We start from the raw sequence: 15,187 nt of genomic DNA, 5'->3' as shown, positions 1-15,187 counted from the left end.
CAATCCACCTCAGGAAAGTTCACCAGTTTGGGTGAACCAGATCTTGCGCGCGGCGTGGCAGGGATGGTGCGCGTCCCAGCGGGGTACTACCGCCTTCCAACGCACCCCCTGCCGAGGTGGAACGGACATGACTCCGCCGGCCAATCCCCACGCACGTACTCGTGTCAGCGGCCCGTTCACCGTGGTCGAGGTGTCGGGCGAGATCGACCTGGCGACGGCGCCGCTCGTCGCGGACCATCTGGACGCGGCGACGGCCGGCCGGACGCCGGACGTCCTGGTCGATCTGCGCCGCGTCGAGTTCTTCGACTGCTCGGGGCTGCGGATCCTGTGCCGGGCGCAGGAGCGGGCTGGGCGGCAGGGCGGACGGGTGCGGGTCGTCTCGGACGATCCGCGGCTACGTCGGCTGCTCGGCGCCACCGGCCTGCTGGGCCGCTTCCCTCCGCTCGCCGCGTTGCCGGCGCTGCCCGCCCCGCCCCCGCTGCAGACCGCTCACCCGGAAACCGAGTGATCCCAGGGACCGGCGGGCGGCCCCACTCCGCCCGTCCGGTCCCTGGGTGGCGAGATCGCGGTGGTCCCGCGCCAGTGGCCCGTACTCCCCACGTCACGAGCCTGTCGCGGCGTCCACGGGAACCACGCGACCCCGGTCTCAGAAGGTGAAGAGGCTGCTCTCGGCGGCGTTCCTCACACACTCGTTGGCGAAGACGTGCTCGTAGGCGACGCGCCTGCCCTGCCACACGCCGTCGACGGTGACGACGACCGGGTCGTACCGCTTGGTGCACACCGCGCCGCCCGGGACGGCGAGGGCGGCCGGGTCACCGCCGGCGGCGCGCAGTTCGGCGCAGGCCGGGGCGGCGGCGGGGTGGGTGCCGGAGGGACCCGGCGCACAGCTCAGGGTGACCGCCCGGGCCGCGTTCACGGTGGCGGCGCTCTCGCCGTGGCCCATGGTGAGGACCAGGGCGGACGGGGCGTACAGCGAGGCCGGTGCGGCGGCCGGGGCGGCGAGCGCGGGCCCGGTGAGGGGTGCGCAGAGAGTGGCGGCCGTCAGGCCGAGGGTCGCTGCCCAGCGCGCGGTGTTCCGCATTGTGTGCATCCTTCCGCTCGATTCGGGGGTGTGCCGGTCCGGCGCGATCGGTGCCGGACGCGGCGAGCGCGAGTCTGCCGAGTCCGCCGTCGGAAATCACCTCGACCCCACGGGTTTCAGTAACCTTGCGTATTGAATCAGTGGCGTGAAGTCACGGAACTCGAACGTTCCAACGCCGAAAGCAAGCGCTTCATGATCCCTTTCTGATCCCTTCCGCCGGCCGGGTGGCCGGTTTCCATGGGTTCGTTAATCGGCCTGAAACATTCCGCTCTCGGCTGACCTCTCTGCGGTCCCTTGCGTTCAGGGACCGGCGGAGTAATTGTGATTACATGATTACAAGCGAGCAGAGAGACAAGTTGAGGGGCTGGTTCGCCGGCCGGTTGCCCGACGACCTGTTCGAGGAACTCACCGAGGTCACGGTCGACCGCGAGGAGATCACCGTGGTCGGGCGCGTCCCCGCGCCCCGGCTGGCCGAGGACGCGCCGGCCGCCGAGCGGAAGGCCGCGGTGACAGCCCGGATCCAGGAGTTCCGTGAGCGCACCCGGGAGGCCCGGATGGCGGTGGCCCGGGACGCGGAGCACCGGTTCGGGCGCAAGGTGTCGTGGGGGGTGGTGTGCGACGGCGAGCGCGCCCTGTTCACCCATGTGGCCGCCCCTGTCATGACCCGGCTGCGGCAGCCCGAACGCCAGGTGCTCGACACGCTGATCGCCGGGGGCGTGGCCCGCAGCCGCAGCGAGGCGCTCGCCTGGTGCGTCCGGCTGGTGCAGCGGCACACCGACGACTGGCTCACCGAACTGCGGGACTCCCTGGAGCACGTCGAACGCGTGCGGGCACAGGGGCCGGACGCGGATGCGGACGCGGAGGGGGCGGCGGACGCGCCGGACGGTTCCCCCGGAGAGTGACGAAGGGCGTTGTCAGACCCCTCGGCTACGTTGCGAGCATGACGCAATTCGTGTTGGTCGCGGGCACCTGGCTGGGTGCGTGGGCGTGGGACGAGGTGGCAGCGGAGCTGCGCGCCGCCGGGGACGACGCCCATCCCCTGACACTGTCCGGACTCGCCGAGAAGAGAGCCCTGCCGGCGGGGCAGCAGACGCACGTCCAGGACATCGTCGACGAGGTGGAGCGCCTCGACCTGCGGGACGTGGTGCTGGTCGGGCACAGCTACTCCGGGGTCCCGGTCGGACAGGCGGCGGAGCGGATCGGTGACCGGCTCAGGAGGGTGGTGTACGTCGACGCGAACGTCCCCTTCGACGGGCAGTCCTTCCTGTCGGGCTGGCCCAGCGACGACGTACGCGCGTCGATCGACGCGCACGGCGGTCACTGGCCGCCGCTCGACGCGGACGACTACGCGGGGCAGGAGCTGACCGACGAGCAGATCGCCCGCGTCCGCTCCGAGGGCACCCCGCACCCCGGGGCCACGCTCACCGAACCGGCGGTGCTGAAGGGCTCAGCGGGCGAGCTGCCCTCGGTCTACGTCAAGTGCCTGCTCGACGGGGACGCACCGCCGCCCGCGGTGGCCGGGCTGCTGAAGGGCGACCGCTGGAAGCTGGTCGAGATGGACACCGGTCACTGGCCGATGTTCTCCCGCCCGCGCGAACTGGCCCACATCCTGCGGGAGTCGGCCGCCGGACGCTGAAGCCACCCGCCTACCGGCCGGTATCGTCGCCGTGCGCACGGGCTCGACGACGAGAGGCGGTACGGGCGGATGGCCAGGCACTGGGCGGACTTCCAGTTCGAGATCTACCTCAACGGGATGACGGGGGCGGTCCCCCGGCTGCCCACCGACCTCACCCGGCTCGAGGAACTCACCGAGCGGCGTCTCGGTCCGGGCCCGGTCGGCTATGTGGCGGGCGGCGCGGGGGACGGCAGTACGGTGCGGGCGAACCGTGCCGCCCTGGAGCGCCGCCGGATCGTGCCGCGCATGCTGCGGGACGTGCACGAGCGGGATCTGGCGGTGGAGATCCTGGGCCGCGCCCTGCCGGCGCCGCTGGCCCTCGCGCCGGTCGGCGTGCTGTCGATCGTGCACCCGGAGGCGGAGACGGCGGCGGCCCGGGCGGCCGCCGCGCACGGGGTGCCGTACATCCTCTCCTCGGCGTCGAGCACGCCGATCGAGCAGGTGGCCGAGGCGATGGGGGACGCCGAGCGCTGGTTCCAGCTGTACTGGTCCAAGGACCGCGAGGTGACCCGGAGTTTCCTGGGCAGGGCGCGGGCGAGCGGCTTCACGGTGCTGGTCGTCACCCTCGACACCCCGATGCTGGCCTGGCGCCCGCGCGATCTCGACCAGGCGTATCTGCCGTTCCTGCACGGCGTGGGCACGGCCAACTACTTCTCGGACCCGGCGTTCCGGGCGGGCCTCGCCAAGCCGCCGCACGAGGACCCGAACGCGGCCGTCCTGCACTTCGTGAGCCTGTTCGCGGACCCCGGCAAGACCTGGCCGGACCTGGCGTTCCTGCGCGAGAACTGGGACGGCCCGATCGTCCTCAAGGGCGTTCTGCACCCGGACGACGCGCGGCTGGCCGCCGACGCCGGGATGGACGGTGTGGTGGTCTCCAACCACGGGGGCCGCCAGGTGGCCGGTTCGGTCGCGGCTGCCGACGCCCTGCCCCGGATCGCGGCGGCGGTCGGCGAGCGGCTGACCGTCCTGTTCGACAGCGGGATCCGCACCGGCGACGACGTCTTCAAGGCCCTCGCCCTGGGCGCCCGGGCGGTCCTCCTCGGCCGCCCCTACGTCTACGGCCTCGCCCTGGACGGACAGCCCGGGGTCGAGCACGTGATCCGCTGCCTGCTGGCCGAGTTCGACCTCACCCTGGCCCTCTCCGGCCACGCCACACCGACGACGGTCGGCGCGGCGGACCTCACGGGGGCCGACTGAGCCCGCGGCGGCTCAGGCCGTGTCGTCCGACAGGGCCACCGGGCGGGCCGACGGGGGTGCGCCGGTGACGGCGAGGGAGCCGGGGGTGGCGGGGGCCGCCTCGGGGAGCCAGCGCTGGTCGGCGGAGTCGTCGCGGACCTTCACCACGATGTCGTCGCCCGCCTCGGTCCCGGCGGTGGCCAGGGCGAGGGAGTCGTCCCAGCGGGGCAGCAGCTCACCCTGGACCGTGAAGTCGTAGCGCACGTCGTCGGCGCGGGAGCCCCCGGTGTCCGCGCAGGTGTCGAGGATGACGACACCGGCGTCCTCGTGGGAGTCCGCGCACAGCTCGGTGTCGGCCGCACTGCGCAGCCGGCCGTCGTCGTCGTACGACCACAGCTGGGTCTCGTCGGAGGAGCACTCGGCGAGCTGGAGGCCGGCGCCGGCCTTGACCGCTCCCTGGATGTCCAGGCACAGGCCGACGTCGGCGTTGCGCAGCCGGGTCCGCTGCGGTGCGTCGGGGAGCTGGGCGGTGCCGGGGGCCGTCGGGGTGGCGGTGGCGGCCTGGGAGTCGGTGCCGGGGACGGCGCCGCTGGTGGAGGCGGCCGGGTCGGCGCCGCCGCCGTCCGCCCACATCCCGGCGGCGAGCAGCGTGCCCAGCAGACCGGCGGAGGCCAGGCCGACGCCGGTGAAGAGCGCGCGCTGCGACCGCGCTTCCCCGGACGCCTTGCGGCGCGGCGAGGGGATGCGGGAGAGCAGGGTGGAGCGCCGGCCGTGCGAGCCGCCGCCGCCGCGCCGTCGGGCGGAGCCCTTGAGGCGTACGGACTGCTGCCCCGCGCGGCCGGGACGCGAGTCGTGGTAGCGGACGGCACCCCAGCCGAGCACCGCCTCGGCGAGCAGCAGGCCGAGGCTCCCCTCGAAGTGGCCGAGCTGTTCGGCGGCGGCCCGGCAGTAACGGCACTCGTCCAGGTGCTTGCGGACGTCCGGGAGCAGTTCGCCGCCCCGCCGGATCGGCCCGTCGAGGAGGCGGTTGTGGAACCGGCACTCCTTGCTGGGGGCGAGTTCCCCATGGGCGCGGACCAGGCCCTGGCGCAGCCTGTCCCGGGCCTGTTCATGGATGCCGGACACGGTATCGGTGTCCATGCCGAGCAGCCCGGCGGCGGCGGTGACCGGTTCGGCCTCGACCTCCATGTGCCACAGCACACAGCGGGCCGCGGCGGGCAGGCCCTGGAAGGAGCGCTCGGTCAGCACCCGGTTTTCGGGCGTCATGGTCTTCGAGGTCCGCAGCCCCCTGGCCCCGGCCGGCTTCCTCAGCACCGGCAGGGCCTCGGATATGTTCTCGTCCGAGGCCCACAGACGCGCCATGTCCCGCACGGTCACCAGGAGCCGGGGGCGCAGCGCGGTGCCCGGCTCGCCCAGCTTCAGCCGGTCGAAGACCTGGTGGAAGGCGGCGGCGGTGAGCATGTTGGAGACGTTGCCGGACGAGGCGAGGCAGATCGCCGCGTACTCGTGCACCGGCCGCCAGTGCCGGGCGATCAGCAGCGCGGTGGACTGCGCGACCTCGCTGTCCGCACCGCCACGGGTGCCGGCGGCGAGGGACTCGTCGGATTCCCCCGGGCCACCGCCGGGCGGGGGGTAGGCAGGACGAGGAGGCTGGGCGGTGGGCACTGAGTGGTCCTTTGGTACGTACCTGTCGGCTGCAGCAGGGAGCGGGCGTCCGCTTTCTCGGCGGACACACAGGCCCCGGCCGTCACCCCCCGCTCGGGTAGTTCACCATTGCACAACTAAGTCGTGCGCAACAAGGCGCATGGACAACCTGACCCCTATTGAAAGAAAGTCGACAAGCTGCCCGTGCCGTACGGGACTTGTCGCACCTTTCCTCCGCTCTTGCGCCCCGTGTGAATCACACGCACGTGCCGGGGCGACGCGCACCTTCCCGCCCGTCGCGCCCCGTAGTGGACTGAGCACCGGCCACTTCCTCGGAGGCCCCGCGCAGGACGGCGGCTCTCCTGCGCGAAACGGCCGCCGGCCTTGCTCCTCCCGCCCTCGGCCGGCGGCCCACAAGTCCCGCTCCCGAACAAGCGGCCGTATGGCTATATCTGCCAGGACCGCAGCCGGTCCGCCGCGCCGTAGGCGTCGGTCTTGCCGTCGATGAGGTCCCGGGCGAGATCGACGAGGGCGCCGTACGGCGGATCGATGCCGACGCCGCTGACGAACATGTAGGCCACCGCCGTCGCGCACGCGAAGCGGGCGTTGGCCGCGGGCAGCGGCTTGAGCAGGGCCAGCGTGTGCAGCAGGGCGGCGGCCCGCCAGGCCGGGTCGGAGTCCGCGCCGAGCCGGGGCGGGTCGACCCGGTGCCGCGCGACGGCGGCGACCAGTGCGGAGAAGTCGTCGATGGTGGGCTGCTCGGGGAGCACCTCTTCATGGCGCTGGAGCAGCCAGGGCACGTCGATGTGGATGACGGGTGTCATCGGTCAGACGACCCGCCCCGCGCCCTTGACGGACGGTTCGTCGTCGGGGAAGGCCTCCGCGAACTCGGCCGCGTGGGCCGAGAAGAAGGTACGGAAGGCCTCGGCGCCCTCCTGGAGCGCCCGGTGCCGCGCGATGTCGGCGGCGGCGGCCTCCCGCACGAGTGCCTTCATCGACGTACCGCGTTCCTTGGCGATCTGCCGCAGGTCCTCCAGCTCGCGATCGCTGAATTCCACATTGAGGGCTGGCATGCCCTTCACGGTACCGCGCGGGTACTTACTCGTAAATATCCCCAGGTCACACTTGTGAAAGTCCGGTACCGGACGGTCACGGGCCACCCCCGTGACCGTCCGGCCCCGGACGGCTCCTACGCCTCCAGCGCGCTGATCCGCACCGCCCCCCGGACCGCTCCGGGCGCGCTGCTGGTCAGCGTCAGCCGCAGCCGGGAGCCCCGCGCGGGGGCGAAGGTGACGACGGTCGGCGCGTCGGAGGCCGTCGCCCAGTCCACGGTGGCTCCGGTGACCGCCGTCCACCGTTTCCCGTCCCCCACCTCGACGGCCATGGCCACGGGCAGGCTGTGGGTGGCGTCGACGGTGAAGGTGACCGCGACCCGGTCGAAGTCCCGGGTCCGGCCCCAGTCCACCGACACCCAGTCCTCGGCCCGTGCCCCGCTGAAGGCGGGCAGCAGGGCGGTGGCGGACTTGACGAAGGCGTTGGACCAGCCGGTGGCCGGGTCCCCGTCCAGAATCGCGGCGGGCAGGGTGTCGGCCCGGCCGGAGTAACTCGCGTCCGCGTAGGGGTAGTCGGGCGGCACCGGGTGGTCGGGGGCGAAGACGGGCGCCGGAGTCGCCGCCGTCGGGCGGGCGTGGGTGGTGCGCACCGTGGCGGTGCCCCGGCGCAGCCCGTCCACGCTCGCGGTCACCTTCAGGGACCCCGCCTCGACACCGGAGCGCACGATGGCAAGTGCCTTGCCGTGGAAGGCGGTTCGGGTGCTGGCCTGGTAGCGCTCGGCGCTCTCCTCCCGTCCGTTGTCGAGCCCGGCGAGGGAACCGCCCTTCACCTCGAAGGAGATGAGGTGCTCGGCGTCCGGCACCACGACCCCGCGCGCGTCGACCACGTCGGCGGTGACGAAGACCAGCGAACGGCCGTCCGCCGGGAGCGACTTGCGGTCCGGAGTGAGACGTACGGCGTGCGGGGCGCCGGCCGTGCGCAGCACATCGGTGGCGACGGTCCTGCCGCCGCGCCGGGCCACCGCCTTCAACACGCCCGGCTCATAGGCGACCTGCCACGTCAGGTGCAGCTTGCCGGCACTGCCGTTGGGGCTGGTGTAACTGCCCGGGTAGGGGCCGTCGGTGAAGGTCTTGTCGTCGCCGGTGGCCTCGGTGGTCTCCAGGTAGGTGCGGCCGTCGACGGTCTTCTTCGTGTCGAACTTCCGTATGCCCAGGGACTTTCCGTTGAGGAACAGCTCGACGGTGTCGACGTTGGCGAACGCCCACACCTCGACGGTGTCGCCCTCCTCGTGGTTCCAGGTCATGGGCAGCAGGTGGACCATCGGCTCGGCCACCCACTGGCTGCGGAAGAGGTGGTACATGTCCTTGGGGAAGCCGGCCGTGTCGACCGCGCCGAAGAAGGACGCCTTCACCGGGAAGACGTTGTACGGCGTCGGTTCGCCGATGTAGTCGATGCCGGACCAGAGGAACTGCCCGGTGAACCACTTCCGGTCACGGTCCTTCTTGTGGCCGTACTCGCCGCTCATGGTCCAGGAGGCGAGGTTGTTGTCGTAGGAGGAGACGGCCCGTTTGCCGGGGGTGTGGTTCTCCCCGGTGTTGAGGTGTTCCGGCTCCTGGTACGTGCCGCGGGTGGAGGTCTCCGACGAGGACTCGGACTCGAAGAGGAACAGGTGCGGGTAGGCGGCGTGCAGGACGTCCACCGACTTCGCGGTGTTGTAGTTGAGGCCGAGGCCGTCCAGCTTGGCCAGCATCAGGTCGGCCGCGGAGCCCTTGGCGGGCGGGGTGCGGTACTTGTCGGAGCCGATGACCAGCGGGCGGGTGTCGTCGGCGGCCCTGATCGCGCCGATGATCCGGTCGGCCATGGCGAGGCCGGCGGTCTGGGTCGAGTCGGTGATCTCGTTGCCGATGGACCACAGCACGACGGCGGGCGAGTTGCGGGCGGCTAGGACCATCTCGGTGGCGTCCCGCTCGCACCACTCGTCGAAGAACCGGCCGTAGTCGTAGCGGGTCTTGCCGGTCTTCCAGCAGTCGAAGGCCTCCACCATCATCACGATGCCCAGGTCCTCGCAGATCTCGACGATCTCCCGCGAGGGCGGGTTGTGGGAGGTGCGGAAGGCGTTGACGCCCATCGACTTCATGATGGTCATCTGGCGGCGGATCGCGTCGTAGCTGACCGCCGCCCCGAGGGCGCCCAGGTCGTGGTGGAGGTCGACGCCCTTGATCTTGGCGTGTCGGCCGTTGAGGAAGAAGCCCTCGTCGGGGTCGAAGCGGAAGGTGCGGACGCCGAAGGGCGTGCGGTGGGTGTCGACGCGCCTGCCGCCGACACGCAGTTCGGTCTCCAGGGTGTAGCGGTGGTGAGGTGTGGTGAAGTCCCACAACTGCGGTTCGTCGACCGTGAGTTCATGGATCTCGGTGGCCCGGTCGGCGACGGCGGCGGTGGAGGCCGTACGGGCCACCGTGCGACCGTTCGGGGCGAGGATCCGGGAGATCACCTCGACGTCCGCGCCCGCGCCGGAGGCGTTGACGACCTCGGTCGCGACCCGGACCGCGGCGCGTTCCTCCGTCACGGACGGGGTGGTGACGTACGTCCCCCAGCGGGCGACGTGCACCGGTTCCGTGATCACCAGGCGGGCCTCGCGGTAGATGCCGCTGCCGGAGTACCAGCGGCTGCTGGGCAGCCGGTTCTGCACCTTGACCGCGATCACGTTCTCGGTGGCGCCGTCGGTGTGCACCAGATCGGTGAGGTCGTAGGCGAAGCCGGTGTAGCCGTAGGGGTGCCGGCCGAGTTCGGTGCCGTTGCAGTAGACGTACGAGTCCATGTAGACACCGTCGAACTCCACCGAGATCCGCTTGCCGGCGTGGGCGGGCGGCAGGGTGAAGGTGAGGCGGTACCAGCCGAGACCGCCGGGGAAGAAGCCGGTGCCGCTGGTGGTGCCGTTCTGGGTGGTGGGGGTCTGCTCGATGCTCCAGTCGTGGGGGACGGCCACCTCGCGCCAGGCGGAGTCGTCGTGGCCGGGGGCGGCGGCGTCGGCGTACTGGCCGGTGGGGTCGGTGATCCCGCCCGGATTGACCAGCGCGAAACGCCAGCCGTCGCGCAGCGGAACCGTACGGCGGCCCGCGACGGCCGAGGCGGACTCGGCGGCCTCGGCCGCCGTGGTACTCAGGATTGCTCCGGCGGCCGGGGCGGCCGTGGAGGCGATCAAGACGGATCTGCGAGTGACGGTCACTGGCGGCTCTCCCTCATCGGGCCCAGAAGTACTCACAACTGATCTGACAACTGATCGTTACCAAACAGAATCTGACGACGTGCCACTCCCGCCCGTCAAGGGGACGTGCTGTCCTCACATCCCACGGGTGGACGGGACGCACTACGCTGGTACGGATGTGACGCCGTCTGTTCACTGTGAGTGTCCGCGATGGAGTGGCGCCGATGAGCCCGGAGTATCCGTTCGACGAGGCCGCGACGGCCCGGGTGGTCGTCGACGACACCGGCACGGTCGTCGAGTGGAACGAGGGCGCCAGGTCCCTGCTGGGGTGGCTCCCGGCCGAGGTCGTGGGCAGGCCCGCCGAGGATCTGCTCGCCGACGGGCGCGCGCCCGTGCCGTCCGGCTCCCGCTGGGACGGCGTGGTCACTCTGCGCCACCGCGACGGCCGTACCGTACGGGTGTGGCTGCTCGCCCACCGCCGGCCGCCCCGGCCGGACGCGCCGGGCCGCTGGCTCGTGGTCACCCCGCTGAACGGGAGCGACGCCCACTCCTCCGACGACACGCTGGCCGCGGCAGCCCTGCTCCAGTCGCCGTGCGCGGTCGCGGTCTACGACGACCGGCTGCGGCTGGTCCGGGTCAACAACGCGATGGCCGAGGTCATCGGGCTGCCCGAGGAACGCATCAAGGGGCTCAGGATCTCCGAGATCGGCAGCCAACCGCAGAGCGCGGAGCTGGAGGAGCACATGGTGCGGGTGCTCGCCGGCGGCCGGCCCCGGGACGTCCAGACGTACACCCGCACCGGCGGCGAGGACCACGCGCACGCCTGGCTGGCCCGGATGGCCCCGGTCACCGACGCCGAGGGCCGGGTGCGGGGCGTGTGCCTGTCCGCCCACGACTTCACCGACAACTACCTCGCCCGGGAGCGGCTGCAACTGGTCAACGAGGCCAGCGTACGGATCGGCACCACCCTCGACGTCATCCGGACGGCCCAGGAGCTGGCCGAGGTCTGTGTGCCCGCGCTCGCCGACTTCGTCAGCGTCGACCTGCTGGACCCGCAGGACGGCGCGGATCCCCCGGCGCGGTTCACCACCCCGCTGCGGCTGCGCCGGGCCGCCCATCACTCGGTCCTCACCGGCGACCCGATCGCGGTGGCCAAGCCCGGGGAGGTCCAGGACTATCCGACCGGCTCCCCGCAGGCCGACTCGCTCGTCGCGGGCCGCACCATCGTCGCCACCCTGCGCGGAGGCTCCCTGGACGCATGGCTGACCTGGGACAAGCTGCGCGCCGCGCGGGTACGCGAGTACGGCATCCACTCCACGATGTCCGTGCCGATCCGGGCCCGGGGCACCACCCTCGGGGTCGCGGTCCTCACCCGGTTCCGCCGCCCGGACCCCTTCACCCCGGACGACGTGCTGCTCGCCGAGGAGATCACCGCGCGGGCCGCGGTCTGCGTGGACAACGCCCGCCGCTACTCCCGCGAGCGCGAGACCGCCCTCGCCCTCCAGCGCAGCCTGCTCCCCCGCTCCCTCCCCCGGACGGCCGCCGTCGACGCCGCCTCCCGCTATCTGCCGGCCGCCCGCGCCGGGGTGGGCGGCGACTGGTTCGACGTGATCCCGCTGTCCGGGATGCGGGTCGCCCTCGTCGTCGGGGACGTCCTCGGGCACGGCATCCAGGCCTCGGCCACCATGGGCCGGCTGCGCACCGCCGTGCGCACTCTCGCCGACATCGACCTGGCCCCCGACGAACTGCTCACCCACCTCGACGACCTCGTCGTACGGCTGTCCGAGGAGGCCGGCGGCGAGGGCAGCCCCGGCGAGGTCGGCGCGAGCTGTCTGTACGCGGTCTACGACCCGGTGTCCCGGCGCTGCGCGCTCGCCCGGGCCGGGCACCCCCCGCCGGTGCTGCTGCGGCCCGGCCGCCCCGCGAGCCCTGTCGACCTGCCCGCCGGTCCCCCGCTGGGCCTGGGCGGGCTGCCCTTCGAGTCCGCCGAGCTGGAACTGCCCGAGGGCAGCCTGCTCGCGTTCTACACGGACGGTCTGATCGGGTCCAGCGAACCGGACGCGGACTCCGGTCACCGGCTGCTGAGCGAGGCGCTCACCGCGTACTCGGACTCCCTCGACGAGACCTGCGACCGGGTGCTGCACACGCTGCTGCCGCCCACCGGCGCCGCCGACGACGTGGCGCTGCTGCTGGCCCGCACCCGGGGGCTGCCCGCCGCGCAGGTCGCGACCTGGACCATCCCCGCCGACCCGGCGCTCGTCGGACCGGTCCGCAAGCAGGTCGTCGACCAGCTCGGGCGCTGGGAGCTCAGCGCGGCGTCGTTCACGACCGAGCTGGTGGTGAGCGAACTGGTCACCAACGCCATCCGCTACGGCACCCATCCGATCCGGCTGCGGCTGATCCACGACGAGACGACGCTGATCTGCGAGGTGTCCGACACCAGCCACACCGCGCCGCACCTGCGCCGGGCGAAGACCTGGGACGAGGGCGGGCGCGGACTGCTGCTGGTCGCCCAGCTCACCCAGCGCTGGGGCAGCCGGCACACGGCCGACGGCAAGACGATCTGGGCGGAGCTGGGGCTGTTCGAGGAGGAGTGAGAGGAGGAGTGAGAGGAGGAGTGAGGGGAGGGATGAGGGGACCGGTGGCACACGAGGAGTCCGCAGTGCGCGTTCTGGTCGTCGGTGAGCGATTCGTTCTGCCGGGTAACTCGTCGGCGCGCCTGGGGCGGGGGTGAGCGGTGGTGCGTGAACTGGTGCTCGGGGTCGACGCGGGACACACGGTGACCAAGGCCGTGCTGTTCGACGCCACAGGCCGGGCCGTGGCGCGCGGGAGCGGCACGGTGCCGTTGGACACCCCTCGGCCGCACTGGGTCGAGCGGGACATGGACGACGTGTGGCGGACGGCGCACCAGGCCATCGCCGCCTGTCTCGCCGAGGCGGGACCGGACGCGGGGCGGGCCGTCGCCGCGGTGGGACTGGCCGGGCACGGCGACGGGCTGTACGCCGTCGACGAGCGGGGCCGGCCGGTGCGGGCCGCGATCGTGGCGATGGACACGCGCGCCGAACCGGTGCTGGAGGAGTGGCGGGGCACTCACATCCCCTCCCGATCCCTGGAGTTGTCGGGCACGGTGCCCTTCGCGGGTTCCCCGGCCGCCCTGCTGGCCTGGCTCGCCCGCCACGAGCCCGGGGTACTACGGCAGGCCCGCTGGCTGCTGTCCTGCAAGGACTGGCTGCGTCTGCGGCTGACGGGCGCGGTGGCCACCGATCCCACGGACGCCGGCGCCTCGTTCACCGACATGCGGCGGGGCGGCTACTCCCCGGAACTGCTCGACCTGTACGGCCTCGGCGCCCTCGCCGGTCTGCTGCCGCCGGTCCTGGCCTGTGACGCGGTGAGCGGAACCGTGACCGGCGAGGCAGCGGCGCTCACCGGGCTCTCCCCCGGCACGCCCGTCGTCACGGGCGCCCACGACGTCGACGCCGCCGCGCTCGGCGTCGGCGCCACGACGCCGGGCGAACTGTGTCTGATCGCCGGGTCGTTCAGCATCAACCAGGTGGTCAGTGAGCGCCCCGTCGTCGATCCGCGCTGGCAGGTCCGCCCCTTCGTCCGCCCGGGGCAGTGGATGACGATGTCCACCTCACCGGCGTCGGTGGCGAACCTGGAGTGGTTCCTGCGGGTGACGGGCGCACCGGCCGAGCACCGGGACGGTATCCACAAGGCGATCGGCCACGAGGTCGAGGCGCACCTGGACGGTCCGTCGGAGGTGCTGTTCCACCCCTTCGTCTACGGCTCCCCGTACCCGCATCCCACGTCCGGGACGTTTGTCGGTCTGCGCGGCTGGCACGGCCGCGGCCATCTGCTGCGGGCCCTGATGGAGGGTGTCGTCCTCAATCACCGCTGGCACGTCGACGCGCTCTGCTCGAGGCTGCCGGTCGGCGCGGCGCCGGCCCGGCTGACCGGCGGCGCGGCGCACAGCGAGGTGTGGAGCCAGATGTTCGCCGACGCCCTGCGCCGGCCGGTCGAGGTGACCGAGGTGAAGGAGAGCGCCGCCCGGGGAGCGGCCCTGCTCGCCGCCACCGCCGTCGGGCTGCTCGACGACGTGACGGACCCGCGTGCCGGCGCCGCCGTACTCAGACGTCACGAACCCCGCCCCGACCGGGTCGCCGTACTCGACGAGGCGTACGAGGTGTACCGGGAGGCGCTGGACGCCCTCGGACCGGTCTGGGCCCGCCTCGACCCGCCAGGGACCCCGAAGTGACTTAGCAGCACGGGGCCACGGCGTCGCTGCTACGCCGGAGCCGGCACGCCGTCGCTTCGGTACGGGGGCTGGGCGCCCGCGCGGGTGCAGGTGTCGGCCGCGATCTCCACGGCGTACGAGAGCAGCCGGGCGATCTCGCCTCCGTCGAGACCGTCGACGCCTTCGCGGCCGAGCCGGCCGGTGCGGTGCAGATGGGCCAGCGTCGCGGCGGTGAAGGCGTCACCGGCTCCGTGCAGTGCCGCGCCCGGAGGCAGGGCGCCGCCGTCCGGCAGGGCCGCGAGGTGTTCGGGCCGCAGGCCGCGCGGCGGCACCTCCCGCGTGGAAGGAGTAGGCGGCCGACCCGTCCTCGCGCAGGTGCACGGCGGCGAGGGTGGTGGGGTCGGAGGTCGGCAGCACATGGGTCAGGCGGGTGCCGGATGCCGTGAGGTGCGCGCGGAGCAGGTCGCCGAAGTGGTCGTCGGAGAGACGGGCGAGCAGTGCCGTGGGGACGCCGAGGCGGCCGAGACCGGCGGCGACGTTCAGGCGGGAGCCGCCCGGGAGCGGCTGGAAGGCCGCGGCGACGTTCAGGCGGGAGCCGCCCGGGAGCGGCTGGAAGGCCGCGGCGCCGTCGGCGGTGCGGGTGGGGGTGAGGTCCACCATCGCGTCTCCGGCGACGACGACCGCGGGCTGCTCTGCGGTTTCCGGTCCGGCACTCATGCGGGTTCCTCGGGGACGGAGGGCGGCACGGCGGGGGCGGGGCCGTTCGGTGGTGCACCGTAGCCCCCGCAAGACGGGTTCACGTTAAGTCCGAAGAAGTTTTCTCGCAAGATGTGTTAACAACGGCGCAGTCTCCTGCTAATAATTCCGCCATCGAAGCGCGCCCTACTCCGTCAAGGTCTCGCCGAACCCGCACGAGAGGTCCCCCGTCACATGCGATCCACCAGATACGCCGTCATCGCCGGCGCCGCCGCCACCGCCCTCCTCGCCACCGCCTGTTCCGGAGCCGGAGCCGGTGGGTCCTCGGGAGGCGGCAAGAGCATCAACGTGCTGATGGTCGGCAACCCGCAGATGGAGGACATCGCGAAGCTGACCAAGAGCACGTTCACGAAGGACACCGGC

Annotated in this window: 13 protein-coding genes and 1 pseudogene; 7 read left to right on the top strand and 7 right to left on the bottom strand. The window is 72.6% G+C overall.

Going from position 1 to position 15,187, the window contains the following annotated elements; all coding sequences use genetic code 11:
• The first annotated feature begins 127 nt into the window (after positions 1-127).
• Positions 128-508: an STAS domain-containing protein gene (locus ACFPIH_RS18260; RefSeq protein ID WP_381163872.1), complete on the top strand. Its 381-nt coding sequence runs from the start codon at positions 128-130 to the stop codon at positions 506-508.
• 138 nt (positions 509-646) lie between these two features.
• On the opposite strand, the gene ACFPIH_RS18255 is transcribed toward ACFPIH_RS18260, so the two are convergent.
• Complete coding sequence (locus ACFPIH_RS18255) at positions 647-1,081, bottom strand: subtilase-type protease inhibitor (RefSeq protein ID WP_381163875.1); 435 nt, start codon at positions 1,079-1,081, stop codon at positions 647-649.
• A gap of 329 nt (positions 1,082-1,410) precedes the next feature.
• Here ACFPIH_RS18255 and ACFPIH_RS18250 point away from each other — a divergent pair, with 329 nt between their 5' ends.
• From ACFPIH_RS18250 to ACFPIH_RS18240, 3 genes are all read left to right on the top strand, one after another.
• Complete coding sequence (locus tag ACFPIH_RS18250; RefSeq protein WP_381163877.1) at positions 1,411-1,983, top strand: hypothetical protein; 573 nt, start codon at positions 1,411-1,413, stop codon at positions 1,981-1,983.
• Between the two features lie 38 nt (positions 1,984-2,021).
• Positions 2,022-2,717: an alpha/beta fold hydrolase gene (locus ACFPIH_RS18245; protein ID WP_381163880.1), complete on the top strand. Its 696-nt coding sequence runs from the start codon at positions 2,022-2,024 to the stop codon at positions 2,715-2,717.
• 69 nt (positions 2,718-2,786) lie between these two features.
• Positions 2,787-3,953 carry a lactate 2-monooxygenase gene (locus ACFPIH_RS18240; RefSeq protein WP_381163883.1) on the top strand — a complete coding sequence of 389 codons (1,167 nt, stop codon included), beginning with the start codon at positions 2,787-2,789 and terminating at the stop codon, positions 3,951-3,953.
• A 12-nt stretch (positions 3,954-3,965) separates the two neighbouring features.
• On the opposite strand, the gene ACFPIH_RS18235 is transcribed toward ACFPIH_RS18240, so the two are convergent.
• The 4 genes from ACFPIH_RS18235 to ACFPIH_RS18220 form a co-directional block, all read right to left on the bottom strand.
• The gene (locus ACFPIH_RS18235) at positions 3,966-5,597 is read right to left on the bottom strand and encodes a ricin-type beta-trefoil lectin domain protein (RefSeq protein ID WP_381163885.1); all 1,632 of its coding nucleotides are present in this window, start codon (positions 5,595-5,597) and stop codon (positions 3,966-3,968) included.
• A 425-nt stretch (positions 5,598-6,022) separates the two neighbouring features.
• Complete coding sequence (locus ACFPIH_RS18230; protein WP_381163888.1) at positions 6,023-6,400, bottom strand: toxin Doc; 378 nt, start codon at positions 6,398-6,400, stop codon at positions 6,023-6,025.
• A 3-nt stretch (positions 6,401-6,403) separates the two neighbouring features.
• Positions 6,404-6,649, bottom strand: a complete 246-nt coding sequence (locus ACFPIH_RS18225; RefSeq protein WP_381163891.1) for a hypothetical protein — start codon at positions 6,647-6,649, stop codon at positions 6,404-6,406.
• A 116-nt stretch (positions 6,650-6,765) separates the two neighbouring features.
• Positions 6,766-9,855, bottom strand: a complete 3,090-nt coding sequence (locus ACFPIH_RS18220) for a glycoside hydrolase family 2 TIM barrel-domain containing protein (protein WP_381163894.1) — start codon at positions 9,853-9,855, stop codon at positions 6,766-6,768.
• Between the two features lie 203 nt (positions 9,856-10,058).
• On the opposite strand from ACFPIH_RS18220, the gene ACFPIH_RS18215 reads away from it, so the two are divergent.
• Both ACFPIH_RS18215 and ACFPIH_RS18210 read left to right on the top strand, forming a co-directional pair.
• Positions 10,059-12,431, top strand: a complete 2,373-nt coding sequence (locus ACFPIH_RS18215) for a SpoIIE family protein phosphatase (protein ID WP_381163897.1) — start codon at positions 10,059-10,061, stop codon at positions 12,429-12,431.
• A 143-nt stretch (positions 12,432-12,574) separates the two neighbouring features.
• Positions 12,575-14,089 (top strand): FGGY-family carbohydrate kinase, encoded by a 1,515-nt coding sequence (locus ACFPIH_RS18210; RefSeq protein ID WP_381163900.1) that lies wholly within the window; start codon positions 12,575-12,577, stop codon positions 14,087-14,089.
• 29 nt (positions 14,090-14,118) lie between these two features.
• Here the strand turns inward: ACFPIH_RS18210 and ACFPIH_RS18205 are convergent, their stop codons facing one another.
• Both ACFPIH_RS18205 and ACFPIH_RS18200 read right to left on the bottom strand, forming a co-directional pair.
• Positions 14,119-14,400: a hypothetical protein gene (locus ACFPIH_RS18205; protein WP_381163903.1), complete on the bottom strand. Its 282-nt coding sequence runs from the start codon at positions 14,398-14,400 to the stop codon at positions 14,119-14,121.
• On the bottom strand, positions 14,309-14,785 hold the full coding sequence (locus ACFPIH_RS18200; protein ID WP_381163906.1) for a PfkB family carbohydrate kinase: 477 nt from the start codon (positions 14,783-14,785) through the stop codon (positions 14,309-14,311). Before ACFPIH_RS18200 ends, ACFPIH_RS18205 begins: the two co-directional genes overlap by 92 nt.
• 213 nt (positions 14,786-14,998) lie before the next feature.
• Between ACFPIH_RS18200 and ACFPIH_RS18195 the strand changes: the two are divergent.
• Positions 14,999-15,187: pseudogene (locus tag ACFPIH_RS18195) on the top strand (sugar ABC transporter substrate-binding protein); the annotation flags it as partial.

Source organism: Streptomyces vulcanius, from assembly GCF_042653945.1.
In the GTDB taxonomy this organism is placed as follows: Bacteria; Actinomycetota; Actinomycetes; order Streptomycetales; family Streptomycetaceae; genus Streptomyces; species Streptomyces mangrovi.
This window is presented reverse-complemented; position numbering and strand designations above follow the sequence as displayed.

Coding starts and splice junctions, on each gene's coding strand:
- ACFPIH_RS18260 (WP_381163872.1), top strand. CDS start 128: ATGACTCCGCCGGCCAATCCCCACGCACGTACTCGTGTCAGCGGCCCG.
- ACFPIH_RS18255 (WP_381163875.1), bottom strand. CDS start 1,081: ATGCGGAACACCGCGCGCTGGGCAGCGACCCTCGGCCTGACGGCCGCC.
- ACFPIH_RS18250 (WP_381163877.1), top strand. CDS start 1,411: ATGATTACAAGCGAGCAGAGAGACAAGTTGAGGGGCTGGTTCGCCGGC.
- ACFPIH_RS18245 (WP_381163880.1), top strand. CDS start 2,022: ATGACGCAATTCGTGTTGGTCGCGGGCACCTGGCTGGGTGCGTGGGCG.
- ACFPIH_RS18240 (WP_381163883.1), top strand. CDS start 2,787: ATGGCCAGGCACTGGGCGGACTTCCAGTTCGAGATCTACCTCAACGGG.
- ACFPIH_RS18230 (WP_381163888.1), bottom strand. CDS start 6,400: ATGACACCCGTCATCCACATCGACGTGCCCTGGCTGCTCCAGCGCCAT.
- ACFPIH_RS18225 (WP_381163891.1), bottom strand. CDS start 6,649: ATGCCAGCCCTCAATGTGGAATTCAGCGATCGCGAGCTGGAGGACCTG.
- ACFPIH_RS18215 (WP_381163897.1), top strand. CDS start 10,059: ATGAGCCCGGAGTATCCGTTCGACGAGGCCGCGACGGCCCGGGTGGTC.
- ACFPIH_RS18200 (WP_381163906.1), bottom strand. CDS start 14,785: ATGAGTGCCGGACCGGAAACCGCAGAGCAGCCCGCGGTCGTCGTCGCC.